At 62.2% G+C, this 22,496-nt stretch carries 21 protein-coding genes and 1 pseudogene; 13 read left to right on the plus strand and 9 right to left on the minus strand.

All coding sequences use genetic code 11. The annotated features are described in order from the left end of the window. Positions 1-127 precede the first annotated feature (127 nt). The 6 genes from PQR54_RS30235 to PQR54_RS30260 all read left to right on the plus strand — a co-directional run bounded on the left by PQR54_RS30235 (position 128) and on the right by PQR54_RS30260 (position 4,697). On the plus strand, positions 128-829 hold the full coding sequence (locus PQR54_RS30235) for an amino acid ABC transporter permease (protein ID WP_408252174.1): 702 nt from the start codon (positions 128-130) through the stop codon (positions 827-829). A 1-nt stretch (position 830) separates the two neighbouring features. Next, on the plus strand, positions 831-1,580 hold the full coding sequence (locus tag PQR54_RS30240; RefSeq protein ID WP_085230658.1) for an amino acid ABC transporter permease: 750 nt from the start codon (positions 831-833) through the stop codon (positions 1,578-1,580). Positions 1,581-1,607: 27 nt separating this feature from the next. Next, positions 1,608-2,336: an amino acid ABC transporter ATP-binding protein gene (locus tag PQR54_RS30245; protein ID WP_408252177.1), complete on the plus strand. Its 729-nt coding sequence runs from the start codon at positions 1,608-1,610 to the stop codon at positions 2,334-2,336. Positions 2,337-2,421: 85 nt separating this feature from the next. Beyond that, positions 2,422-3,270, plus strand: coding sequence for a transporter substrate-binding domain-containing protein (locus PQR54_RS30250; protein WP_408252179.1), 849 nt, complete (start codon positions 2,422-2,424; stop codon positions 3,268-3,270). A gap of 112 nt (positions 3,271-3,382) precedes the next feature. After that, positions 3,383-3,922: a gluconokinase gene (locus PQR54_RS30255; RefSeq protein ID WP_408252181.1), complete on the plus strand. Its 540-nt coding sequence runs from the start codon at positions 3,383-3,385 to the stop codon at positions 3,920-3,922. Positions 3,923-3,941: 19 nt separating this feature from the next. Beyond that, a complete protein-coding gene (locus PQR54_RS30260) occupies positions 3,942-4,697 on the plus strand; it encodes a glucose 1-dehydrogenase (RefSeq protein ID WP_408252492.1) in 756 nt (251 codons plus the stop codon). Between the two features lie 28 nt (positions 4,698-4,725). On the opposite strand, the gene PQR54_RS30265 is transcribed toward PQR54_RS30260, so the two are convergent. The 3 genes from PQR54_RS30265 to PQR54_RS30275 form a co-directional block, all read right to left on the minus strand. After that, positions 4,726-5,802, minus strand: coding sequence for a LacI family DNA-binding transcriptional regulator (locus PQR54_RS30265; RefSeq protein WP_408252183.1), 1,077 nt, complete (start codon positions 5,800-5,802; stop codon positions 4,726-4,728). Positions 5,803-5,935: 133 nt separating this feature from the next. Then, positions 5,936-6,904, minus strand: a complete 969-nt coding sequence (locus tag PQR54_RS30270; RefSeq protein ID WP_408252185.1) for a dihydrodipicolinate synthase family protein — start codon at positions 6,902-6,904, stop codon at positions 5,936-5,938. 47 nt (positions 6,905-6,951) lie between these two features. Continuing rightward, entirely contained in the window at positions 6,952-8,271 is a 1,320-nt protein-coding gene (locus PQR54_RS30275) for an MFS transporter (RefSeq protein ID WP_408252187.1), read from the minus strand. Between the two features lie 608 nt (positions 8,272-8,879). Here PQR54_RS30275 and PQR54_RS30280 point away from each other — a divergent pair. Beyond that, entirely contained in the window at positions 8,880-11,048 is a 2,169-nt protein-coding gene (locus PQR54_RS30280) for a sensor histidine kinase (protein ID WP_408252189.1), read from the plus strand. 23 nt (positions 11,049-11,071) lie between these two features. On the opposite strand, the gene PQR54_RS30285 is transcribed toward PQR54_RS30280, so the two are convergent. Together PQR54_RS30285 and PQR54_RS30290 are read right to left on the minus strand one after the other, a co-directional pair. Next, on the minus strand, positions 11,072-11,569 hold the full coding sequence (locus PQR54_RS30285; protein WP_408252191.1) for a hypothetical protein: 498 nt from the start codon (positions 11,567-11,569) through the stop codon (positions 11,072-11,074). 197 nt (positions 11,570-11,766) lie between these two features. Next, the gene (locus tag PQR54_RS30290) at positions 11,767-12,648 is read right to left on the minus strand and encodes a transporter substrate-binding domain-containing protein (protein WP_408252193.1); all 882 of its coding nucleotides are present in this window, start codon (positions 12,646-12,648) and stop codon (positions 11,767-11,769) included. 360 nt (positions 12,649-13,008) lie between these two features. Here PQR54_RS30290 and PQR54_RS30295 point away from each other — a divergent pair, with 360 nt between their 5' ends. The 5 genes from PQR54_RS30295 (at position 13,009) to PQR54_RS30315 (ending at position 18,504) form a co-directional block, all read left to right on the plus strand. Further along, positions 13,009-13,350 carry a hypothetical protein gene (locus PQR54_RS30295; RefSeq protein ID WP_408252194.1) on the plus strand — a complete coding sequence of 114 codons (342 nt, stop codon included), beginning with the start codon at positions 13,009-13,011 and terminating at the stop codon, positions 13,348-13,350. 114 nt (positions 13,351-13,464) lie between these two features. Further along, positions 13,465-15,630, plus strand: coding sequence for an ATP-binding protein (locus PQR54_RS30300; protein WP_408252196.1), 2,166 nt, complete (start codon positions 13,465-13,467; stop codon positions 15,628-15,630). Beyond that, positions 15,627-17,276, plus strand: a complete 1,650-nt coding sequence (locus PQR54_RS30305) for a response regulator (RefSeq protein ID WP_408252198.1) — start codon at positions 15,627-15,629, stop codon at positions 17,274-17,276. The genes PQR54_RS30300 and PQR54_RS30305 overlap by 4 nt, the downstream gene beginning before the upstream one ends. After that, a complete protein-coding gene (locus tag PQR54_RS30310; RefSeq protein ID WP_408252200.1) occupies positions 17,254-17,886 on the plus strand; it encodes a response regulator in 633 nt (210 codons plus the stop codon). Before PQR54_RS30305 ends, PQR54_RS30310 begins: the two co-directional genes overlap by 23 nt. 408 nt (positions 17,887-18,294) lie before the next feature. Then, positions 18,295-18,504 (plus strand): hypothetical protein, encoded by a 210-nt coding sequence (locus PQR54_RS30315; RefSeq protein ID WP_012428068.1) that lies wholly within the window; start codon positions 18,295-18,297, stop codon positions 18,502-18,504. 34 nt (positions 18,505-18,538) lie between these two features. Here the strand turns inward: PQR54_RS30315 and PQR54_RS30320 are convergent, their stop codons facing one another. From PQR54_RS30320 to PQR54_RS30335, 4 genes and pseudogenes are all read right to left on the minus strand, one after another. Next, a complete protein-coding gene (locus PQR54_RS30320) occupies positions 18,539-18,721 on the minus strand; it encodes a DUF6566 family protein (RefSeq protein ID WP_408252202.1) in 183 nt (60 codons plus the stop codon). Positions 18,722-19,144: 423 nt separating this feature from the next. Further along, positions 19,145-19,411, minus strand: a pseudogene (locus tag PQR54_RS38950) (transposase); the annotation flags it as partial. A gap of 28 nt (positions 19,412-19,439) precedes the next feature. Beyond that, positions 19,440-19,748 (minus strand): hypothetical protein, encoded by a 309-nt coding sequence (locus PQR54_RS30330; RefSeq protein WP_408252206.1) that lies wholly within the window; start codon positions 19,746-19,748, stop codon positions 19,440-19,442. 156 nt (positions 19,749-19,904) lie between these two features. Continuing rightward, positions 19,905-21,539 carry a D-alanyl-D-alanine carboxypeptidase/D-alanyl-D-alanine-endopeptidase gene (locus PQR54_RS30335; protein ID WP_408252208.1) on the minus strand — a complete coding sequence of 545 codons (1,635 nt, stop codon included), beginning with the start codon at positions 21,537-21,539 and terminating at the stop codon, positions 19,905-19,907. Between the two features lie 362 nt (positions 21,540-21,901). On the opposite strand from PQR54_RS30335, the gene PQR54_RS30340 reads away from it, so the two are divergent. Next, positions 21,902-22,471: a chromate transporter gene (locus tag PQR54_RS30340; protein WP_408252210.1), complete on the plus strand. Its 570-nt coding sequence runs from the start codon at positions 21,902-21,904 to the stop codon at positions 22,469-22,471. Positions 22,472-22,496 lie beyond the last annotated feature (25 nt).

Raw genomic sequence — 22,496 nt, forward strand, 5'->3', positions numbered from 1 at the left:
CTTTTTTTGCGAGCTAGTATCAATTCAACACGAGAGTCGACGGCGACTCCCGCAGGAATAACGATGCCGCCGCAGGTCGATTCAGACCGGCGTCATCGCTTCGATCCGAGCCATTGGGATGGGCAACATGAAACTTCATTTTGATCTGGCGACAGTGCTGCAAGGCGACTACGGCGCGCTGTTTCTTCACGGGATCGAGCTCACGCTCGCAATGGCCGCGTTGGCGTGGACGCTCTCGCTGGTGGTGGGCATTCTTCTCACGCTGATCCGCCTGACCAACAATCGTATCGCCACGGCCTTCGTCGCGACGTTCGTCGCCTACCATCGCAATGTGCCGATGCTGGTTCAGATCCTGTTCTGGTACTTCGGCATTTCGAACATCTTGCCGGACTCGCTGCAAACGGTGCTGAACCACTACAACGGTCAGTTCATCTTCGCGGTGATCGCGATCGGTTTGTGCAGTGCGGCTTATCTCTCCGAAGACATTCGCAGCGGACTGCGCGCGATTTCCTACGGTCAGTACGAAGCCTCGCGCGCGTTGGGTCTGAACTTCCTGAACGGCATGCGCTTCGTGATTCTGCCGCAAGCGCTGCGCAACGCGATTCCGCCGATGGTCAATCACGCGGTCCTGCTGTTCAAGAACACGAGTCTCGCCATGGCGATCGGCGCCGCGGAGTTGACGTATGTGACCCGGCAGATCGAGAACGAAACCTTCCTGTCCTTCGAATCGTATTTCGTCGCTACCGTGGTGTATCTCGGGTTGTCGCTCGTCATCATGCTGGGCGGCGCGAAAATCGCAATGCACTACCGCATTCCGGGAGTGAAGTGACATGTTCGACATCCTGCGCGACAACTGGACGCTGCTGCTCATCGGGCAGTATCCGCATGGGCCGCTAGGCGGCATCGTGCTGACGATACTGCTGTCGCTGTCGGCACTCGTGATTGCCTTTCCGTTGGGGATTCTGGTCGCCCTGGCGCGGATCAGCCCGCTCCGCTTTCTGCGGGCGCCGGCCACCGGACTCGTCTACATGGTGCGCGGCATTCCGTTGCTGATGGTGATCTTCTGGGTGTACTTTCTCGTGCCCGTGCTCACCGGCTATCCGGTCACCGGATTCGTCACGATGCTGTGCGCGCTGGTGATCTACGACTCCGCGTATCTCGGCGAGATCATCCGTGCGGGCATCGAGGGCTTGCCGAAAGGGCAGGCTGAAGCGTCGCGTGCGCTCGGCATGAGCTACATGAAGACCATGCGCGCGGTGATCCTGCCGCAAGCGCTCTACAACGTGGTGCCGAGCATGGTCACGCAGTTCGTGTCGACCATCAAGGAGACGTCGCTCGGCTACATCATCAACGTGCAGGAGATCTCCTTCGCGGCGGATCAGATTAACAACCGGCTGCTGACGAAGCCGTTTCCGGTGTACCTGATTCTCGCCTTGAGCTACTTCGCCCTCTGTTATGCGCTGACGCAGTTAGCGCAGTACCTGGAGCGGCGCGTGACCCGCAAGCGTGCCGGTGTCGTGGCGAAGACCCGCAAGGCCGACGCTGTCGCGCTGGCCGATCCGCTGCCCACCGAGAACTAGGCGTTCAATCATTTCGAGGTAATTCGCATGATCAAGTTTTCCAGCGTCAACAAATGGTACGGCGAATATCACGCTCTCGTGGACGTGAACGCCGAGGTTCGCAAAGGCGAGGTGGTGGTGGTGTGCGGGCCGTCGGGTTCCGGCAAATCGACCTTGATTCGTACCGTCAACCGGCTCGAGGAGATCAACCGCGGCCAGATTTATTTCGATGGTCAGGACATTCATGACAAGAAGCTGGGACTGAATGCATACCGTAGCCGCGTCGGTTTCGTGTTCCAGCAGTTCAACCTGTTTCCGCATCTGTCCGTGCTGGACAACATCACGCTGTCGCCGATGCGTGTGAACGGCCTCAAGCGAGCGGAAGCGGAGCGCAAAGCGGCGGATTTGCTGTCGCGTGTGGGTCTGTCGAACAAGGCCAAGGCGTTCCCGCCGCAGTTGTCCGGTGGCCAGCAACAACGTGTCGCGATTGCGCGAGCGTTGGCAATGGATCCGCCCGCCATGTTATTCGACGAACCAACCAGCGCGCTCGACCCTGAAATGGTCGGCGAAGTGCTGAACGTGATGAAGAGTCTCGCGCAGGAAGGCATGACGATGATGTGCGTCACGCACGAAATGGGCTTTGCGCGTGAAGTCGCCGATCGCGTGTGGTTCATGGATGCAGGGAAGATTCTCGAAAAGGCCGAACCGGAAGAGTTCTTTTTGCGTCCGAAGCACGAGCGCGCGCAGCGATTCCTGTCCGACCTTCGTACACATTGAGGCGAGAGGTTCGCCACGGTAGTTCAGTTTGCCCACCTTCGATCAGCAATGGGTTGCTTTACACATACACTTCAGGAGCATCACGATGCAGGTAAAGAAAATTTTCTCGGGGATGTTGGTGGTCGGCGGCGCGCTTGCGTCGATTGCCCCGGCCCACGCTGATCAATTGGCCGACATCAAGACTCACGGCGAATTGAGTTGTGGCGTCTATTCGAATGTGGAGCCGTTCTCGTATCCAAATGCGCAGACGCGTCAGCTCGAAGGCATGGACGTGGACCTCTGCAACGCCGTGGCGAAACAACTGGGCGTGAAGGCGAAGCTGGAGCCGCTGGCGGTGGAAGCACGCATTCCACAATTGAAGCTGGGGCGCGTGGATATCGTGGTGGCGAACCTGGCGTATACGAAGACCCGCGCCACGCAGATTGCCTTCAGCGATTCGTACTATTCCACCAAAGAAGTTCTGGTCGTGAAGAAGGCCGACGCCAGCAAGAAACTGGCTGATTTCACGGGGCAAAAGATCAGCGCCGCCGACGGATCGACGTCCGCGCAGTCGATTCCGATTTCGATCAAGGATGGCCAGGCGGTCACTTTCCACGATACCAGCTCGGCGTTTCTCGCACTCGAGCAGAACAAGGTGAAGGGCTTCGTGACCAATCAGATGACCGCCACGAAGATCGCCAAGCAGGTCGACGGCACGGACGGCGCGGTGGCGATCGCGTCGGAGCCGATGTTGATCGAGCCGATCGCGGTCGGCCTGCGGCAAAACGAGCCGGCCATGCTGAGCGCGGTCAACAAGGCGCTCGCTACGCTGGAACAGAGTGGCGAGATGAGCATGATCTTCAACAAGTGGCTCGGACCGAAGACGCCTTACGGTCTGACTCGCACAGATAAGGTCACGCCGATCAACCAGCTCAAGTTCACGCCGGTGTCCTGAAGCGGAAAGCGTGCGACGTAGCGGTGCGCTTTGAGCGGCGCACCGTGCCTGTCGGATGGCCGGCGCGATCCGGCCGATCGTCTGCCGGAACAACGTGGCTGGATTGTGCAACGTGACAGATAAGATAGTGGTGATGGGCGTGTCGGGCTCGGGCAAGTCGACGCTCGCGCGCGAACTGGCGCTTGCGTTGAGAGGCATTTTTATCGAAGGGGACGAGCACCATTCGGCGCAAAGCCGCGACAAGATGTGCCGCGGAATCGCCTTGTGCGACAGTGATCGCGAGCCATGGCTGGATCGTCTCGCCGCGAAGATGGACGCGAGTCAAGGCGCCGTCGTGCTGTCATGTTCGGCATTGAAGCGGGGCTACCGCGAGCGGTTGCGCGCGCGTGTCGCCGGGCTGCGCTTCGTATTTCTCGACATTCCCCTGTCGGTCGCGATTGCGCGCGTGGCGGGACGCACCGATCATGAGTTTCCCGCGACGCTGGTCGCCGATCAGTTCGATACGCTCGAGCCGCCTGTGGGCGAGGCTGGTGTGCTGCATCTTTTCGCGTCGCGAGACGGCGCTTGCAACCTGACAGAGGTCATGCAATGGTTGAGCAGGCCCGCCGAAGCGCCGCGGGAATCGGAAGAAATAGAATCAAGGAGAGGTTGAGTTGAACAGTAATCTGAACATGTTCGATCTGTCGGGGCGTCGTGCTCTGGTCACGGGATCGAGTACCGGAATCGGTTACGCGCTCGCAAAAGGATTGGCCGGCGCGGGCGCCGAAATCATTCTGAACGGTCGCAGCGAGGCGCGCCTTGCCGAGGCGGTCAGCCGTTTGCGTGACGAGGGCGCCACTGTCCACGCCGCGAGTTTCGACGTGACATCGGCAGACGACGTGGAAAAGGCAATCGCCAACATCGAGCGTGAAATCGGCGCGATCGACGTTCTCGTCAACAACGCGGGCATGCAGCGTCGCGCGCCGCTCGAACAGTTTTCGCACGAGCAGTGGCAGGAACTGATGAAGACCAACGTCGACAGCGTGTTCCTGGTCGGACAGGCGGTGGCGTGCCATATGATCGAGCGGCAACGCGGCAAGATCATCAACATCTGTTCGGTGCAAAGCGAACTGGGCCGTCCCAACATTGCCGCCTACACCGCGAGCAAGGGTGCCGTGAAGATGCTGACGAAAGGCATGGCGATCGACTGGGGCCAGCACGGCATCCAGGTGAATGGTCTCGGGCCGGGCTACTTCAAGACGGAGTTGACCGAGGCGCTCGTCAAGGACGAGACCTTCAGCAAGTGGCTGATTGGCCGTACGCCGTCGCGGCGTTGGGGCGATGTGGAAGATCTCGTCGGCGCCGCGGTCTTCCTGGCGAGCAACGCTTCGAACTTCGTCAACGGCCACATTCTTTACGTGGATGGCGGCGTGACCGCCACGCTGTAGTCCGCCGATGAGGCATCGCGCCGCGAGACTATCTCGCGGCCGGTCCCGTCGATTGCCTGAGCTGAAACAACGCATGCACCTCGTGCCCGTGCAGCGGACGCTTGCCGTCGAGCGTGTCGAGCAGATACTGCGCTGCAAGCCGTCCGATCTCGTAGGTGTCGACGCGCATCGTGGTCAGCGCGGGGCGAATTTCCTGCGCCATTTCCAGGTCGTCGAATCCGGTGACGGACAATTCGCCGGGAATCGCAATACCTAGTTCCTCAGCCTCGCGCAACACGCCCAGCGCGATATGGTCGTTGCCGCAGATGATCGCGGTGGGGCGCTCGCCCGACGCTTGCCAGATCGTGCGCAGACTGCGCCGCCCGAATCCCATCGTCGATTCGCCTTCAAACATATGCTCCGGCCGCACCGCGAGGCCGTGACGTTCGAGTGTCGCGCGAATGCCCGCGACGCGTGCCTGCACGCGGTCGTTGTCGCGCGTCGGCTGGATGCAGACCGCAAACGCGCGGTGCCCGAGGCCGATCAGATGCTCGGTGATCTCCGCATAGGCCGCGTGATTGTCGAAGCCGATGCAGGTGTGCGGGCTGTCCTTGCGATACGCGTACGTGACCGCATACGGCACGCGGTAGAGCCGCAGCGCATCGAACAGCTCGGCCGGATGAGCCTCGCCCACCACGGCCATCGCTTCCACGCCGCGCGCCAGCATCGCGCGCACTTGCGTGAGCGCCTGCGCGGGGTCGTAATTCGAGCAGCCGAGCACCAACGTGATGCCGCGCGCCGCGAACGCCGCCTGCATGCCGCTTACTTGTGAAGCAAACACGCGATCATCCAAAGTCGGAATGATGATGCCGGCAATGTGGCTACGCGTGGAGGCGAGGGCGCGGCCCGCCGCATTCGGAAACCAGTTGAGCGTGAGCGCGGCATGCTCGACGCGCTCACGCACGTTCGCGGAGACCCTGTCCGGCTCGTTGTAGACCCGCGATACGGTCGCCGTGGAGACGCCCGCGAGCTTGGCGACATCGGAAAGCACGCTGCGGCCCGTACTGCGGCGAGCGCGGTTCGTCTGGGTGCGGGCGGCCGCCGGCGGGTCGAGAGAGTCGGGCATCAGGTTGGAAAGCGCAGAGTGAATCGGGGAACGCCCGCCATCTTACCGCCGCCGACGCGCGCGAAGCGTGGGCGCGCGTGACGGCTTCAGCGGACGTTCTTGTGATCCGGAAATCCTCCATCCGGTCCAACGGCTAGCGAACCGAGCGGTTCGCACCGAGTGCCGCGATACGGCCACGAAAATGCTCGGTGCCGGCGACGATCTTGTCGAGCACCGCGTCGAGGGCCCAGAAGCGTTCGCGCACGTCGTAGTCGATCACGCGGCATCGAATCGAACCGAACGTGCCGATCCGTTGATGGTAGATCTTCGCGAGCGCCGGATAGCCGAGCGACTCGGAGACCGCAGCGAGCACGAGAAACGTCGCGAGTTCTTCTGCCAGAGCCGGGTCTTGCGCCGCATCGTTGCGCAGCCAGTTGTACAGATCCGGATGGAAGTTCGTGAACACGCCGTTGAAGCCGGCGGAACCCGCCTTCATCGCGTCCCAGGCGATGGCTGCGTTGGCGTTCAGGATTTTCAGCGGCGAACCTTCAGCGAGCGCGACGCGCCGTTTGACCGTGGCGAGATCGCAGCTCACGTCTTTCAGCATGATGAAGCGGCCGGTGTCGATGCACAGCTTCAATTCGTCGTCGGAGAGAAGGCGGCGGTAGGGCGCGGGGCATTCGTACAAACCGAGCGGAATGTCGGACGGCAGGCGCGCGAGCAGTTGCCTGAGATTCGCCGCGAACGTCTCGGTGCCCTGCTGCTTCGGGTCGAGCCGGTTCGTCACCAGCACGATGCCTTGTGCGCCCGTGTTTGCCGCGACGTTGAGCTCCTCGGCCTGCGCGTCGGGGTCGTCGCTGATATGGCCGGAGACGACGACCGGAATGCGGCCCGCCACCTTGTCGACGACGAAGCGTCCCAGCGCGCCACGCTCGGCGAGCGTCAGGAACTGCATTTCACTCGACTGCGCGACGGCGAAAAGCGCGTCCGATCCATGCGCGATATACCACTCGATCAGACGTTCGAGTCCGGCGTAATCGATGGCGCCGGACTCGTCGAACGGCGTCAGCATCACGGGGACGATGCCTTCGATCGACGTAGTGGCCTGCTTGGAGGTGGTCATGCTCGTGATCTCCCGGAAAGGGTTCGTTGGGTCGGGGCGCGCGCGTTTCATGCAGGCGCTCGCACGGGTTCGGTTGGGGTGGACTGGTCTTCGATCGGCTTGCGAACCAGCAGGAGGTAGCTCATCGCGCCGATGAACGCGATGCCCGCGGCCGTCAGCAGCGCGGGGACGAACGACCAGCTCTGCGCGATATAGCCCGTCAGGATCGGGGCAAGGGCGCCGCCCAGAAAACCGCCGAAGTTCTGGATGGCGCCGAGCGAGCCGACGCGGTTCGGCGGCGCGGCGGCAGTGGCGAGCGCCCATGAACTCGCGGATGCGGCATTCGCCAGAAAGATCACCACCGAGATGCACACGATCGCGATCGTGTTGCTCTCGACGAGCGCCGCCGGAATCGTGAACGCGACCATGCCGAGCATCGCGATCACCACTGCATTGCGGCGGCTCGCGACCGGGCTCGTGCTGCGGCTCGTGATGAGGTCGGAAAACCAGCCGGCCGTCAGCGAGCCCAGAAAGCCGCAGAAGAACGGTATCGATGCCGCGACGCCCGTGTGCATCAGGCTCATGTGGCGTTCCATCGTCAGATAGCCGGGCAGCCACGTGAGGTACACCCAGTTCAGGTACACCGAGCCGAAGAAGCCGATCAGCATGCCCCACGTGGTGCCGTGCGAAAACAGCGAGCGCCATTCAGCGAAGGTGACCGTGGGTGCCGGCTTGCGGTCCGCTTCGTCGCCTTCGAGATAGTGCCGCTCGGCCTCGGTCATGGTGGCCTTGACGGGGTCGCGGTACACCGCGAGCCACACGAGCGCCACGACGAGACCGACTACGCCGGTCACGATGAAGGCCCAGCGCCAATGAAACTGCACCACGAGAACCGACAGGCACAGCGGCGCGAGCGCCGTGCCGAGCGGCGACGCCGAGTTGAAAATGCCGGTCGGCTTGCCGCGCGCGCGCAGCGGAAACCAGTTGCTGACCACCCGGGCCGCCGACGGAAACTGCGGCGCCTCGCCGATGCCCAGCACGATCCGCGCGAGGATGAACCAGCCGAAGGTGGAGACGAATCCGCCCGACGCCTGCGCGAGCGACCACACGATCAGGCCGATGCCGAGCAGCTTGCGCGGCCCGATGCGGTCGACGAGGCCGCCCACCGGCAACTGGAAGAGCGCGTAGCTCCACGAGAACGCGGAGAGCAGCAGCCCCATTTGCCCGAGCGACAGGCCGAGGTCGTGACGGATCAGCGGATTGGCGACTGCGAGCGTGCCGCGGTCCAGATAGTTGACGATGCCGCTCACCATCAGCAGCGTGAGCGCCACGATCTGGGCGCGGCGGATTCTCGGTGGCGCCTGCTCGAGGCTCGGTGTTGCGCTCATGATCGTTGTCTCCGGTTCATGTCTTCGGTGGGTGTGAGCAAGCCGCGCTGATGCGATGTCAGGCGGGCGGAGTTTGCGCGTCTACGTCGGCGCGCGTCGGATCGAGGTCCACGCGCTTTATGCGCATCGCGCTGAGCGTGGCGTCAACCTGGGATGAAGGCGAATGCTTCGTTCTATCACCAATGTTAGCGCTTACATTCAGCGGCGTTTTTAGCCGAATCATGAGATTTTGCTCGCAGCGTGGCTTCATAGATCTCAATGATAGCGCTTACATTTTGGACCTCTCTTCGAAAAGATTGCAAGCGATAGCGCTGTCTCGGAGGGTAAACCCCAGCGATTGGCCGACGAAAGCCCCGTTGTTGAAAGCGAAAACGCGGTTGATCGCTCCTTCGCCTGGCGACAGACCGAATATTTCGCCGGCGCTTTCCGGGCTATGCTTATCGAGTAAGTTGTCTGCCCTGCCTGGGGTACAGGCGGACCGGCCGGTTATCGACGACACGCAACCTCTGACCCGATACGCGCGGAATGCAATGAAAGAGACTAGCGGTGACCCACGCGAGGCACCGGCAGCCGCGACCCGGCGGGAAAATGGGCGCCTCGAGCTTTCCGTGGCCGAGCCAGATGCGCTCATGCACCTGAAGAGTTGCGCGCTCAACCTGGTCAGCGATGCTGCCTATCTGATCGACGAGAACGCGTGCTTTATCTACGTCAATGAGGAGGCCTGCCGCACGCTCGGATACAGTCGGGCGCAGTTGCTGGGGATGCGCGTGATGGATGTCGATCCCGAGTGGAACTTCGAACGGTGGCGCGACGCCTGGAAAGAGCTGCGCGCGAACGGCTCGATGATGATCGAGTCGATCCAGCGCCGCCAGGACGGCACGACCTTGCCGGTCGAGATCAGCGCGAGCTATTTCGAGTACGAAGGCCGACCGTACAACCTTGCGCTCGTGCGCGATATTACCGAGCGCAAGCGCACCGAGCAGCTCCTGATCGCGCAACTGGAACTCGAGGCGCAATTCCGCCGCCTCGCCGAAAGCACGCCCGATATCATTTGCCGGTACGACCTCGACTGTCGGCTGGTTTATGCCAACTCCGGACTTGCCGCGATACTGCGCCGTCCCCTGCACGAAATGCTCGGTGCGACGCCGACCGAGCACACCGCCGATCCCCAGTTCGTCGCCTACCAGAATGCGCTGGCGGCCACGCTCGCAACGGGCGCGGAACACACGCACGAACTCACGTTGCGCGACGGCGCGAATGGCGAGAGCTATCACCACGTCCGCATTCTCGCGGAGCGCGGGCTGCACGACGAGATCACGAGCGTGCTGGCGCTGGGGCGTGACATCACCGAACGCAAGAAGGCGGAAGAGCGCTTGCATGCGAGCGGGCAGGCATTCCGCGCGCTGGTCGAGCATTCGCCGGACTACATTGCGCGCTTTGACCGCGAATGCCGGCGCATCTACGCCAATCCGGCACTGCGCGCGATCTTGCCGCCGACGGCCGACGGAGCCACCGGTACGGGAAGCGTGGACGAGTCGCCAGTGGTCGATGTGCCAAGGTATCGGGACCGGCTGCGGCGCGTCGTCGAGACCGGCACGGAGCGCATGGACGAAGTTCGGTTCCGTAACGCCAACGGCGAGGTGCGATGGGGGCACATGCGGATGGTGCCGGAGTTTGCCGCCGACGGCCAGGTTGCCACCGTGCTTGCCATATGCCGCGACATCGACGAACTCAAGCGCAATGAGCAACTGTTTCGTACGCTGACCGAAAACGCGCCGGAGATGATCGTTCGCTACGACCGCAACTGTCGCTATAGCTACGTCAATCCGAGGTTCGAACAGGTCAACGGGATGCGCGCAGCGGACGCCATCGATAAAGCGCCTGCCGAGCTGTCGGACAGTGTGATGCCCGAGTTGCGGATGATCACCGCCACGCTGGAGCAGGTGATGGCAAGCGGCGTCGGCGCGAAGGTGGATCTCACGTCGGAGAAGAACGGCAAGCCAGTGGGCTGGCACGTTAGCGCTGTGCCCGAGCACGGCGCTAACGGCGACATACGCGGTGCGCTGACGATCTGGACCGACATCACCGAGCGGATGGAAGCCGAACTCCGTTTGCGCGAATCGTATACGCTGTTGCAGGAGTTGACGTCGTTGCGCGAAACCGCGCGTGAGGAAGAGCGCAAGCGCATTGCCCGCGAGATGCACGACGAACTGGGACAGCAACTGACGGCGCTGCGGCTCGGTGTGTCGGCCATGCGAATCGAGTTCGCGCAAGACGATCCGGCGCTGGCCGGACGTTTCCGGGACCTGCTGGCGCTTGCCGACGACACCATGCAGGTGGTCCGCAACGTGGTTGCATCGCTGCGTCCCGCCGCAATCGATGCCGGCATCGTCGCAGCGCTGGAGTGGCTGGCCGCCGAATTCTCGCGCGACGGCCGGGTGGCCTGCCATCTACGGATTCCTGACGATAGTCTGGTGCTCGACGAGGCGCGGGCAATCGCACTGTTTCGCATCGTGCAGGAGGCGCTAACGAATGTCGCGCGTCATGCCGAGGCGACCCAGGTCACGATTTCGCTCGAACAGACCGGACGCTGTTGGGTCCTCGAAATAAGCGACAACGGCTGCGGCTTCGATTCGATGGCGGCGCGTATGAAGTCGTTCGGGCTGGTGGGCATGAGAGAACGCGTACTGATGTTGGGCGGCGAGATTTCGGTGCGCAGCGCGCCGGGCAGCGGCACGTCGATCACCGTGCGCATACCGGTCGACGACGCTTCATAGCCGCCGGGAACCCGATTGAACCTTTAAGACGAATTCCGCAAGCGGGCGACAATCGCGTTGATCTGCATGTCGAAGCGTTCGAACCATGAGCGCGCCACTTCCAGTTGCGCGTCGACTTCCTGAAAGCGGGACTCATGCAATTCGGCGGCGCGCTCGGCTGCGGCAATTGCTTCAGGAGTCGTCTGCGAGCGAAACGCAAGCGCGGCGAGCGACTCGATCTCGCCGCGGTTGCTTTGACTTTGATGCATGAGTTCGGTCAGCAACGCCTTCAACATCTGCAACTGATCGTGCCAGTCGCTTTCCGCGCGATAGAGCGCCGCGATGAGCGGACCTGCATCGTCCGCGAGGGAGAGGTCGGCCGCGGCGGACGTGCCCTGCCGCACGTGATCCAGCACCGCGAGGCAGCCCTCGGCGCGCTCGACCAGTTGCTTCGCTTTGTCATGCGCTTGGGCCATGCGCGTCTTGAGCGCCGTGGCGCGATCGCAAAGCCGCGCCTGTAGAACGAACGTCTGCGGCTTCACCTGTCAATGTCCATGTGTAGGGTTCGTGAGTGGCGATGAATGATCCTGCTCGCATTTGAAACGACGTCGCGTCGAGCAGATTCGCGCCGCCTTTCCATGTATACGGCGACGCCCGATGCAGCTTGATGTCAGGATTTCCTGATTCTGGCCCAGGCATTTCCCTTTTTGCCGACGGAGGAAAGCCGCCGCCGGCGATGTCAGCTCATCCAGTACTCGTCTGGAATCTTGCGGTCGGCTTCGGAAAGGAAGGGATTGTCGAGCGTGAAGATCAACCGGGACGCGATATTCGCGCGCGCGAGCGCGTCCTGAATGTAATGATGGGAGTTGAACAGCCTCATGTACGCGCCATTGCGATAGGCGGCGATGAGCCCGTCTTCGATGGTTTGCGCCAGCGCCTCATGGCCCGCGGCGACATAGAAAATGAAGTCCGATCGATACTTCAGCAGCAGCCGGTTCTCGACCACGAGATCCGGCTCCCGGTGCCGGCGTCCTTCGAGTTCAGTGAATGCTTCTACCAGGCCGCGCGGAAAAAAGTCGACGCGGCCGCCTTGGGTCATCTCGAACATCGTGTCATAGGTCGAGGTCTGGACGTTCAGGCCGGCGGCTCTCAGGATCTCCGTATCGATCCAGCCCAGTCCCTGGCCGCACATGAAGGCCTTGAGATCGGAGAAGCGCTCGACCTTGTCGAAATCGGCTTGCCGATCCTTGCGGATGACGAACACCCGGTGGCCAATCAGCCCACGATGTATCGGAATCCGCACTACATTCCGGCCGCGCTCGGCTTGCGCCTCCATGCTCGTCCAGTGCAGATTGATCATATTGTTGGTGCCGGCCAGTTCGGCCAGCGCGCGGCCGCGTTCCATTTCGATGTCGGCCGATCGCAACGTATACGAGGCGTTGGCCGTTTTCATGGCCAGATCGAGCACGGCGAGTGCAAACGCGACTTGCACGTCGCGGGCAGGCCGAATGCGGGGATAGACGATGTCGAAGTGGACGGGAGGGTCGGAAGGTGCGGCACGCGCCCGAAGCGTGATGCCCGCCGCACTCAGCGCGGCCAGAACAAAGCGCCTGCGATGCATGGATGGATGGTTTCTCGAAACAGCATTAACGCGCTTGAACAGGTGCTTGTCCGCACAGCTTCTCGCCTGGTCGGTATCTCATCGTGCCACGTCCTGCCGGTGCTGACAAACCGTGTAATCCCTTTGTCAGGAAGCGCGCGATGTGGTCCGGAAGGGGCCGGCGCACTGCCCCAAAAGCATGGCTTTCGATGCCCCGTATGGCATCGGACCGGCGTCTGGACTCTCACACGCAACCATTCAGGATTTCCTGACGGCATATTCAGCAGATCGGAAGTGCATTTTTCCGGGCTTCCTGACTGTGTGACACTTTCGTCGTCCCTAGGATGGACTATCGAAATCGTCTATATCAGCGGACCCGTTATGAACGGTCATTCAGAAAACCGCGAAGTCGCGGTTGAATTCCTCAACACCGCGTGCGAGCGCCTGTTCGACATCTGGTGTGAAAGCAGAAGTGTCATACCGCTCAGCTATCTGTTGCACTGCTGGCCGTTGCCGGATTGGGGGTACGCGTCCGTGAAGCGACTGTCGGACGGATTGCGCGAACTGAGAATATCGAACCCCGACGCTCTCGGTGGCCGCGTGCGGCCGATCCTCGGCGAGCTGACGTCATGCATCGATGAGATTCTGCTGTATCCGCGAATCTGCTTGCCGCGGGCGATCAACGATTCTCCGCCTGTCGAATCGACCATGTACGTCATGTAGATTCACGTCGGATTCATCGGAACGCGTTTCACCCGGAATGAGCGCCGTCTGGGCCGCTCAGCGGCAACGAGTGCAGAATAGACGAAACAAGAACCGTAGCACTCGCGGGGATGTATGAAGCACAACCTGTTCGACGCATGGTGGAGTTTGATCGGCAGCTTCAGGAGTAGCCTCGTATCGCGGCTTCTCGTGACCGTGCTGCTGGTCAGTTGCGTCGTCACAGTGTTGTTGACCGGATTGCAGCTTTACGGCGACTACTACCGGGGCGTGGAGCGGATTGAGAATCGCCTGGCAGACATCGATCGCAGCGATCGCGACAGTCTCGCGGAAGCGCTCTGGCGCCTGGATGGTTCCCAGCTGCAACTGGAGTTAAACGGCATTCTGCGTCTCGCGGACATTCGTGCCGTGGAAATTCGCGAGACGGGCAAAGAGGGGCAATCTGCGTACGTGAGCGCAGGTCAGCGCTCGGCCGGTCCCGTCATCGCCCGCGAATTTCCGCTCTTCTACAGCGTGCAGGGCAAGGAGCGCGAGATCGGCAAGCTCTACGTCGAGGCGACGCTGCTCGACCTTTACCATGACCTGACGCGTACCGCGGTGATGATCCTCGTCACTCAGGCCGCCAATACCTTTCTCGTCTCGCTGTTCATCGTCTACATTCTGTCCCGTCTCGTGATGCGGCATGTCGCGGCCATCGCGCGCACGGTGGAGAACTACGATTTCCGTGAACCGCCCCGGCCGTTCAGTCTCCAGCGGCGCAAACGGCGCGAGCCGGACGAACTGGATCGCGTGGCGGCCGCATTCAATGCGATGGGCGCGCGGCTGTACTGCGCGTATCGCGACGAGCAGGACACGGCGGCCGAACGCGAGGCACGCAATCTGGCGGAAGCGGCCAACCGGGCCAAAGGCGAATTCCTGGCGAATATGAGCCATGAGCTGCGCACGCCGCTGAACGGCATTCTCGGCTACGCCCAGATCCTCGAACGCGATGCCACATTGAGCGAGCGGCAGCGCGAACGCGCGTCGTGCATTCGCCATAGTGGCGAACATCTGCTGACATTGATCGAAGACACGCTCGATTTCGCGAGGATCGAAGCGGGCAAGCTGCGTGTGGAAATCGGCGACGTGCCGCTGGCGGGGTTCGTCGATGTCATTCGCGACATCATCGACGTGAAAGCGGAGCAGAAGCGCCTCGACTTCATTTGCGACATCAGCGGGGATGCGCCCGTCGGCGTGCGTGCCGATGAGCGGCGCCTGCGGCAGGTCATGCTCAACCTGCTTGCCAACGCCGTGAAGTTCACCGATTCGGGTCGCGTCAGCCTGCGTATCTCGAGATCCGGGTCGAACCGCGTTCGTTTCGAAGTGCGCGACACGGGGATCGGCATTGGTCACGATCAGTTGCATACGATCTTCGAACCGTTCGAGCAACTGGGCGCGGCCGAGCGGCGAGCCGGCGGGGCGGGACTCGGCCTCGCCATCAGCCGCGAATTCGTGCGTGCGATGGGTGGCGAGATCGAGGTGGAGAGCGAGATCGGGCAGGGCAGTACTTTCTGCTTCGAACTGCCGGCAGCGAGCGTGACGCCTGTGTTGCGCAAGACGGCGGACCCGGCGCCGCTCCCGTCCACGGCGACGGGCTATGACGGGCCGCGCAGGAAGGTGCTGGTCGTCGACGATGTCGAGATCAATCGTGCGATCGTCGTGGATCTGCTGGGCCGTCTCGGCTTCGATACCGTCGAGGCGGAAAACGGTCGCGAAGCGTTGGAAAAGGCACAGCGCGAACGGCCGGCGCTGATTCTCACGGACATTGTGATGCCCGAGATGAACGGATTCGACCTGACACGGAACCTGCGTCAATCGCAGGAGTTCGCCAATGTCCCCATCGTGGCTATGTCCGCCAGCCCATCCGGAGTCAACCGGGCGATGAGCATCGAAGCGGGGGTGAACGCCTTCCTGTCCAAACCGGTCGACCTGGAAGCGCTGCTGGCACAGATTGCCACTTTGCTCGGACTGAAGTGGAGCCATGCGTCGTCATCGCCGTCCACTCGCGCGGCGACGCCCGAAATCAGTCTTGCCGCCGTGCCTCGGCAACAGATGGAAGAACTGCATCATCTTGCCCGCCTTGGCGACATGCATGAAATTATCGTCTGGGCCGAGAGCGTGGCGGCGGGCGATTCACGTTATCGCTCGTTCACCGCGCAGCTCTGCGCGCTCGCTCGCGACTACCAGTCGAAAGCCATTCTCCATCTGGTCGAGCGACATCTGAATGTCGAGCCCAAGCCATGAGCGAGCCCAACGTGGAGGCCGGCGAACGGCCGACGATCCTGATTGCGGACGACACGCCGGCGAATTTCGGCGTGGTCGTCGAGAGCCTGACGGACCGCGGCTTTCGGGTGCTCGTTGCGCTCGACGGCGAAGAAGCGCTCGAACGTGCGCTGTTTTCTCAACCCGACCTGATCCTGCTCGACGTGAAGATGCCTGGCATCGACGGCTTCGAGACCTGCCGGCGACTCAAGGCGGACGCGCGCACGCGCGATATCACGGTGATTTTCATGACGTCGCTGACGGGCGCGGAAGACATGGTGGAGGGTTTCTCGGCCGGCGGCGTCGATTACGTGGCCAAGCCGGTGCGCGTCAACGAAATGATGGCGCGCATCGAAACGCATCTCGCCTTGCGCGTGATGCACCGGCAGCTCATCTCGCAGAACCGCCTGCTTCTGAAAGAGGTAGCGGTGCGCCAGCAGGCCGAGACGGAACTGTCGAGCGCGCGCGATGCGCTGGAACAGCAGGTCGAGCAGCGCACGCGGCAACTCGCGGAGTCGAACGCGAGGCTGTCCGCCCAGATCGACGAGCGCCGCCGGGCGGAAGCAAAATTACAGGCGAGCGAAGCGCGTTTTCGCACGATTGTCGAAACCAGCCCGATCCCGCTGTGCATCACGTCGATGCCCGAAGGCGTCATCCTGTACGTGAATGAGCCGCTGCGAGAACTGTTCGGTCTCGATACCGGCATGCGCACGCTGACCAATATCGTCGACTTCTATATGGACCCCGCCGATCGTGACCGGCTCGTGTCTCATCTGCGCACGGAGGGCAGTTTCAACAACAGCGAAGTCCAGATGCGGCGCGTGGACGGCTCGCCGTTCTGGGCGATGGCGACCGCGCGCGTGGCGACCTTCGGCGATGCTCCAGCGATCTACGTGGGCCTCAGCGATATTACGTCGCGCAAGCGTATCGAGCAGGAGCTGTTCGAATCGCGCAATCAGTTGCGCGAATTGTCAGCGTATATGGAGGCGATTCGCGAGGAAGAGCGCAAGCGCATCGCCATGGAGATTCACGATGAACTCGGCCAGTTGCTGACCGCATTGAAGATGGACGTGTCGCTGCTGAAGATGCGCCTCGGCAAGGATCCGGACGCGATGCGCAAAGCCGACGACATGCGGGAACTCGTGGAAAAGACGATCTGGATGGTCCGCAATGTCGCGAATCATCTGCGGCCGGTGGCGCTGAACTTCGGGGTCGTGTCGGCATTGGAGTGGCTCGTGGAGGACTTCATGCGACGCCATGGCATTCCTTGCCAGTTGCATATCAACGGAGGCGAACCGGTGCTGCCGGAGGCTTGTGCCACAGCCGTATTTCGTATTGTGCAGGCATCGCTCACCAACGTCGGGCGCCACGCGCATGCAACGCGGGCCGACGTGACGCTGACCAGCACGGCGGCGGCGCTCGAACTTCACGTGAGCGACGACGGCTGCGGTTTCGATCCCGGCATGGCGCGCACAGGTTATTCCTACGGACTGCTCGGCATGCAGGAGCGCGCGCGTCTGATCGGCGGCGCGATGACCATCGACAGTGCGCAAAGCATGGGTACCGCCATTTCCATTCACATTCCGCTTACAGGCGGGGCAGAAAATGATCGACGTCCTGATTGCTGACGACCACGCCGTGGTGCGTGGCGGCTTGAAACAGATTATCGCGACGACCACGGATATCGTCGTCGCCGCCGAAGCCGCGCAAGGTTCGGAAGTGCTCGACCGGCTGCGCGCGAGGCGCTTCGATCTCGTGCTGCTGGACATGACGATGCCCGGCATTAGCGGAGTCGATCTGATCCGGCGCGTACGCGCCGAGCAGCCGTCCTTGCCGATCCTCGTGCTCAGTATCCACAACGAGGCGCAGGTCGTGTCGCGCGCGCTGCGCGCCGGCGCGACCGGTTACGTGACGAAAGACAGCGATCCGGACGTGCTGCTCGCGGCGATCCGTAAACTGGCGGGCGGCGGCCGATTCATCGACCCGAAACTGGTCGACGCCATGGTCTTCGAAACGCATTCCGGCGATGCGCCGCCGCATGAGGTGCTGTCCGACCGTGAATTTCAGGTATTACGGATGCTGGCGGCCGGTCAAAGCATCAACGAGATTGCCGAATCGTGTTCGCTCAGCGCCAAGACCATCAGCACCCACAAGATGCGTCTCATGCAAAAGCTCGGTCTCAACAACAACGCCGAGCTGATCCGGTATGCGATCAGGCACGGTCTGGTGACGGAGTGACGGAGCCTTTAGGGATATCCTGAGGCTCGAAGCAGCATTTCCCGAATCAACAATCCGGCGCTGCTGACTGAAGAATCCTCGCCGTTGTCCCACGATTGTCAAATGGGAACCTGAGTGCGGGGGCAGATGTGGATGCGACGAAAAGCTCACTACGCGGACTGCGCGAGAAATTATTGGCGACGGCGGGTACGCTGCCGGTCCGTGTGCTTACGCTGCATGGTTCGCCGGACGGTCGGACTTGCCGGGTATGCGTCGAAATCAGGCGTCCGGACGGCCCGATCCTGCTGTTCTTCTTCCGGCACGACGACGGGACGTGGCACGTATTTCCGCCGGCAAAGAATCTGTGCAGAATGAGCTTCGAGCCGCTCGCTGGTTGACCTGAACGAGGCCGGACAAAGGAGATTATCGATGAACGCAGACAACCTGGGGACGCTGTCGGGCCATGAAACCGAATTACGCGCATGGTTGAGCGATTGGTACGACCACGCGTTCGCGACCGGCTTCATCCGGCCGCCTTTCATACTCGACGACGCGACTGCTTTGAGGCTGGAAGGTTACTTCGACGTGGGCCTGACGCCCGCGGAGGGCGTCAACGCGATCTTCGGCGTGGTGCATTGACGCGGGGCACGCATCCGCCGCGTCGATGCGCCGCTCACCCCGAGCGCGTTTTTTGCTGCCGGACGCCGCTGTCCAGTTCAGCGGCGTTGCCGTCTTCACCGCTTTCCTCGTCGATCCACCGCCGCGCCCATTCGAGCGCGTATTGCTGTGCCGTCTCGCGGTTCTTGAAGCTCGGACCGATCAGGCCTGAGCGCGCAACTCGCCGATCATCGCGCACGATCTCGGCTCATCCGCGAAAGCGGGCGTTCGCCAGCCGATCGGCGGCAATGTAGATGACGTAGCCGCGCGGGTCGGATTCGGTTTGGCCTTTCGATGCGAGGCCCATCCACGGCGACGCGATGCGATCAATGGAATGGAGGGCTGTCACCGGCGCGCGGGGTTCGACGCGCTCGGGTACGGCATGCGCGGAGTTGGCGGGATTCGGGAGTTCGCGCGCGATATCCTTGAACGTATCCGCCGTTTGAGACGACTGCCATGTTTCGCGCGGTGTCTGCCACGACGCCTGGTCTCTCCAGAACACCCGCCGAAAACCTTCGTCCCGAGTCTGGCGATCGATGCCGCGCGTCAGGGCGTCGCGGCGTTGCAGTGTCAGTTGCGGACCGCACCGAAACTTGCGGCCGCTGCTCGAAAGTATCCGGTACATCTGCGCGAGGGCGCCGCTCGAACGCCACGCCTCGAAGCGGTGCCGGCACGTCGGCGCCGACGGGTAGTGGCTCGGCAACATGGACCAGGAGTCGCCGGTTGTGAGTACCCATAGCACGGCATTCGCCACTACGCGAACCGGTGCGCGTGGCCGGCCGCGCTGCCGGTGAACAATCGGCGGATCCGCCAGGACGGGCGCGAGCAGCAGCCACTCTTCGTCACTGATTTCGTTGAAATGCACGCTGTCCTCCCCAACCCATTGCATTGCGCGCGCCCGGCTGTCTCCGTTCGCGCTACCAGCCGCTCGTCAGCCACGTTGGCAGGGATGAAAGGATCAGCAGATCCTCGACACAATCCGATAGCTCGCAGACTTCCTGAAAGGCGGCGTCGTTGGAGTCGTGCAGATGCTGCCGTCTGAGCTCGCGCAAGGCGGTTCCGAGACGCCGGAGGGTCTCGGGGTCGCCGTTCATCATCGGCCAGGCTCTCAGCAGATACGTCAGTGGCACGACGCTTCTGGTTTCGCACCACCGGTCGAAGAGGTGTAAGCACATCGCGTTGACGTGCTCGATCGAATTTTCTCTTTCAGATAGATACGGAACCATGGCAGCACTCGGATGAAGGACGATCGGCGTGCGTTCATCGTATGCGGCCAGTTTTCGCGAGGCTGTCAGGAGATCAAGAAAATGAGTGGGGTCGATGCTGAACTTTGGGTCAGGGAATCCTTAGCAGGCCCGACGCGCAGAGCGGGCGCCCCCGCATTACTGCAGTTTCCAGAGCATCGCCGATATCGTGCCTTCGTCCTGGAAGACTGCTAGCACGTCGCTGATGCCTGAAATAGGAACGTTGTTCACCGTCACGACGAACGCGATCCGGTGGCCGCTTTTTGCATCGATATAACCGGCGAGGGATTGTCCTCTCAAGAACGGTAACGTTGGCGCGTTCGGATTCTCCGTGACGTACGTGCCGGTTTTCGCATGCACCTGGCCTTTCGCCCCTGCAAGCGTCGCATCGGATTCGAACGCGGTGATGGTAGCCAGCGATCCGTCCACGCCCAGCACCGGCAACGCGTTGAAGTAGGGCGAAAAGACCTGCGTCGTGCTCATGCCTCTGAGCATGGCGATGACCGCCGTGCCGCTCGCAGTCGAGTCGCCGCCGCCACTGCCGTCGATGAAGTGGTACTGGCTCGACGCGATCTTGAACGTAGTCGACAACTCGGCCTGTTCCGCCGCTAACGCGCCGGTGAGCGTCGTCGAACCGTCGCGTGCGAGACCGAATAGCATGAGGCTCGTATCGGCGCCGATGTTATAGCTGACCTTCATGACGTATCGGACGTATTGCTCATACGGTTGCGACGTGAGTTGCGCAACCTGCATCGCGCTCGAATATGAGCCTTGCGCGGGCAGCAACTGAACCGGATTGGCGGCAACGGGCGCCGCCGTAACCGAGACACCCGCGCGCGCCAGCGCTTCGATGAAGACCGTGCGGGCGTAACTGGAAGGCTCGGTCACGCGGAACGTGCGGATCAGCGGGTAGGCGTTCGTCAGTGGCGGCACGAAACCGGCCGGCACATTGCCGGTTATGTTGCCGATACAACCCGGCGAGCCGATGCACGGCGGCAGTTCAGGCGCGAGTTCGATATCCAGCTGCGAAGCCGCGCTGCCCGTCGCGAGCGCGGATTGCACGCTGAACGCGGCCGTCCTGGGGCGCCAGTCGAATGGAACGACGGAGCCTTCGGCGCTCTGGTTCAGGCTCACGTCGATCACGTCGTCGTTGACGAAGATCGGCCGCACATTGAATTCACCGCGAAAGTCGAAGGGTTCGAAAAGGCGATCGTCGATCACGACATCGCCATTGATCGTTTTGATGCCCGCGGCCGTCACCTGCGCCGCGAGGGAATTGAAGCCGGCGAGCGGATCGGGCGCGGCGAGTATCGCGTTGCCCAGCGAGTTGGCCTCGTTGTGATCGAAGTTCGTGATGGCGATCGTGCCGTCCGGGTTGGCTCGGCCACCCATGGTCAGATCGCCGCTTGCCAGCAGGATCAGATTGCCGGTGAGGGTGCCGCCCGCATCGAGCGTGCCCTGCCGGTAAACCGGCGTGACGAACTGATGCTGCGCACCCAGTTGATTCAGCGCGGAGCCGACTGAAAAGAGCTTGCGCACCGAGCCGATCAACATCTGGGCGCTTGAATTCAGGTCGTAGATTACGTGGCCGGAGTCGAGATCGACTACCTGCATCGACCAGGTCGCGTTCTTGTAGACCGGTTTTTGCATCACCTGCGTGATCGAATCGGGAACCGTCGGATTCGAAGTGAGCGAATCGCCGCACGACACCAGCAGAACGGCGCTCGCGATTGCGGCGCAACATTTCCACTGTCGATCGATTGTCGGGCTCATGGCATGTCTCCGGCGTTGGTTGCACCTGACTTCACCTGACTTTTAGGCCCGCCCGGCAGATAGTGAAATTAAATACCGTCCTGAACGGGTGTCAAGGAGAGACCGTTCGCACTTACCTGCAGGCGGCGAAGCTTTGGCGTCGTTTTATGATGGGCATTTAGGCCGGCCTATTGCCGCTATTATTTAGCACCAGGGCGCGCGGGGTGATCGCGTCGTTGTGGCCGCAACAACGCCAACAATGCCAACAATGCCAACGCAGCGTCAGCATTCAACGGTTTTGCCACACAGTTCGTAAGGAGAGGGCATTGGTCAACGGCACTAACGGGCAAGAAGCTCTCGAACCGGCACCGGGACGCGAAGCTATGAGGCAAGGCGACGGACAGCCGCCGGTCAAGGTGACCACGCTAGGGCTGTTTCTTGTTTTTTCCCGCATCGGCCTGACGAGTTTTGGCGGCGGCTTGAGCGGCTGGTTCCTGCGCGAATTCGTGCACGACCGGCACTGGCTGAGCGAAGACGAGTTCCTCAATGGACTGGCGTTGTCGCAGGCGCTGCCGGGCGTCAACATCAAGAACCTGGCTATCTGGATCGGTTATCGCTTGCTGGGCTGGCGTGGGGCGCTGGCCGGATTTTGCGGAATCATCTTCCCGCCGGCCGTCGTGATCGTGCTGCTCGGCGCGTTCTTCTCGGCTATCGCCTATCTTCCGCTCACGCATATCGCGCTGGCCGGTGCGGCGGCGGGTGCAATCGGCCTGTCCGCGGCGATGGCGATCACCGCCGCGCGCAGGCTGCCGCGGCGCCTGTTTTCGTATCTCATGCTGATCGCGACCTTCGCGGCGGTGGCGTTATTCAGGGCGTCGCTCGTGTGGACAGTGTTGATAGCCGGCGCACTGAGCGTCGGCTACGAATACGTCCGTTCGCCGCGGCAGCAATGACGACAATCGGGCAACTTTCAACAAG

The organism is Paraburkholderia phytofirmans (assembly GCF_046028095.1).
GTDB lineage: Bacteria > Pseudomonadota > Gammaproteobacteria > Burkholderiales > Burkholderiaceae > Paraburkholderia > Paraburkholderia phytofirmans_A.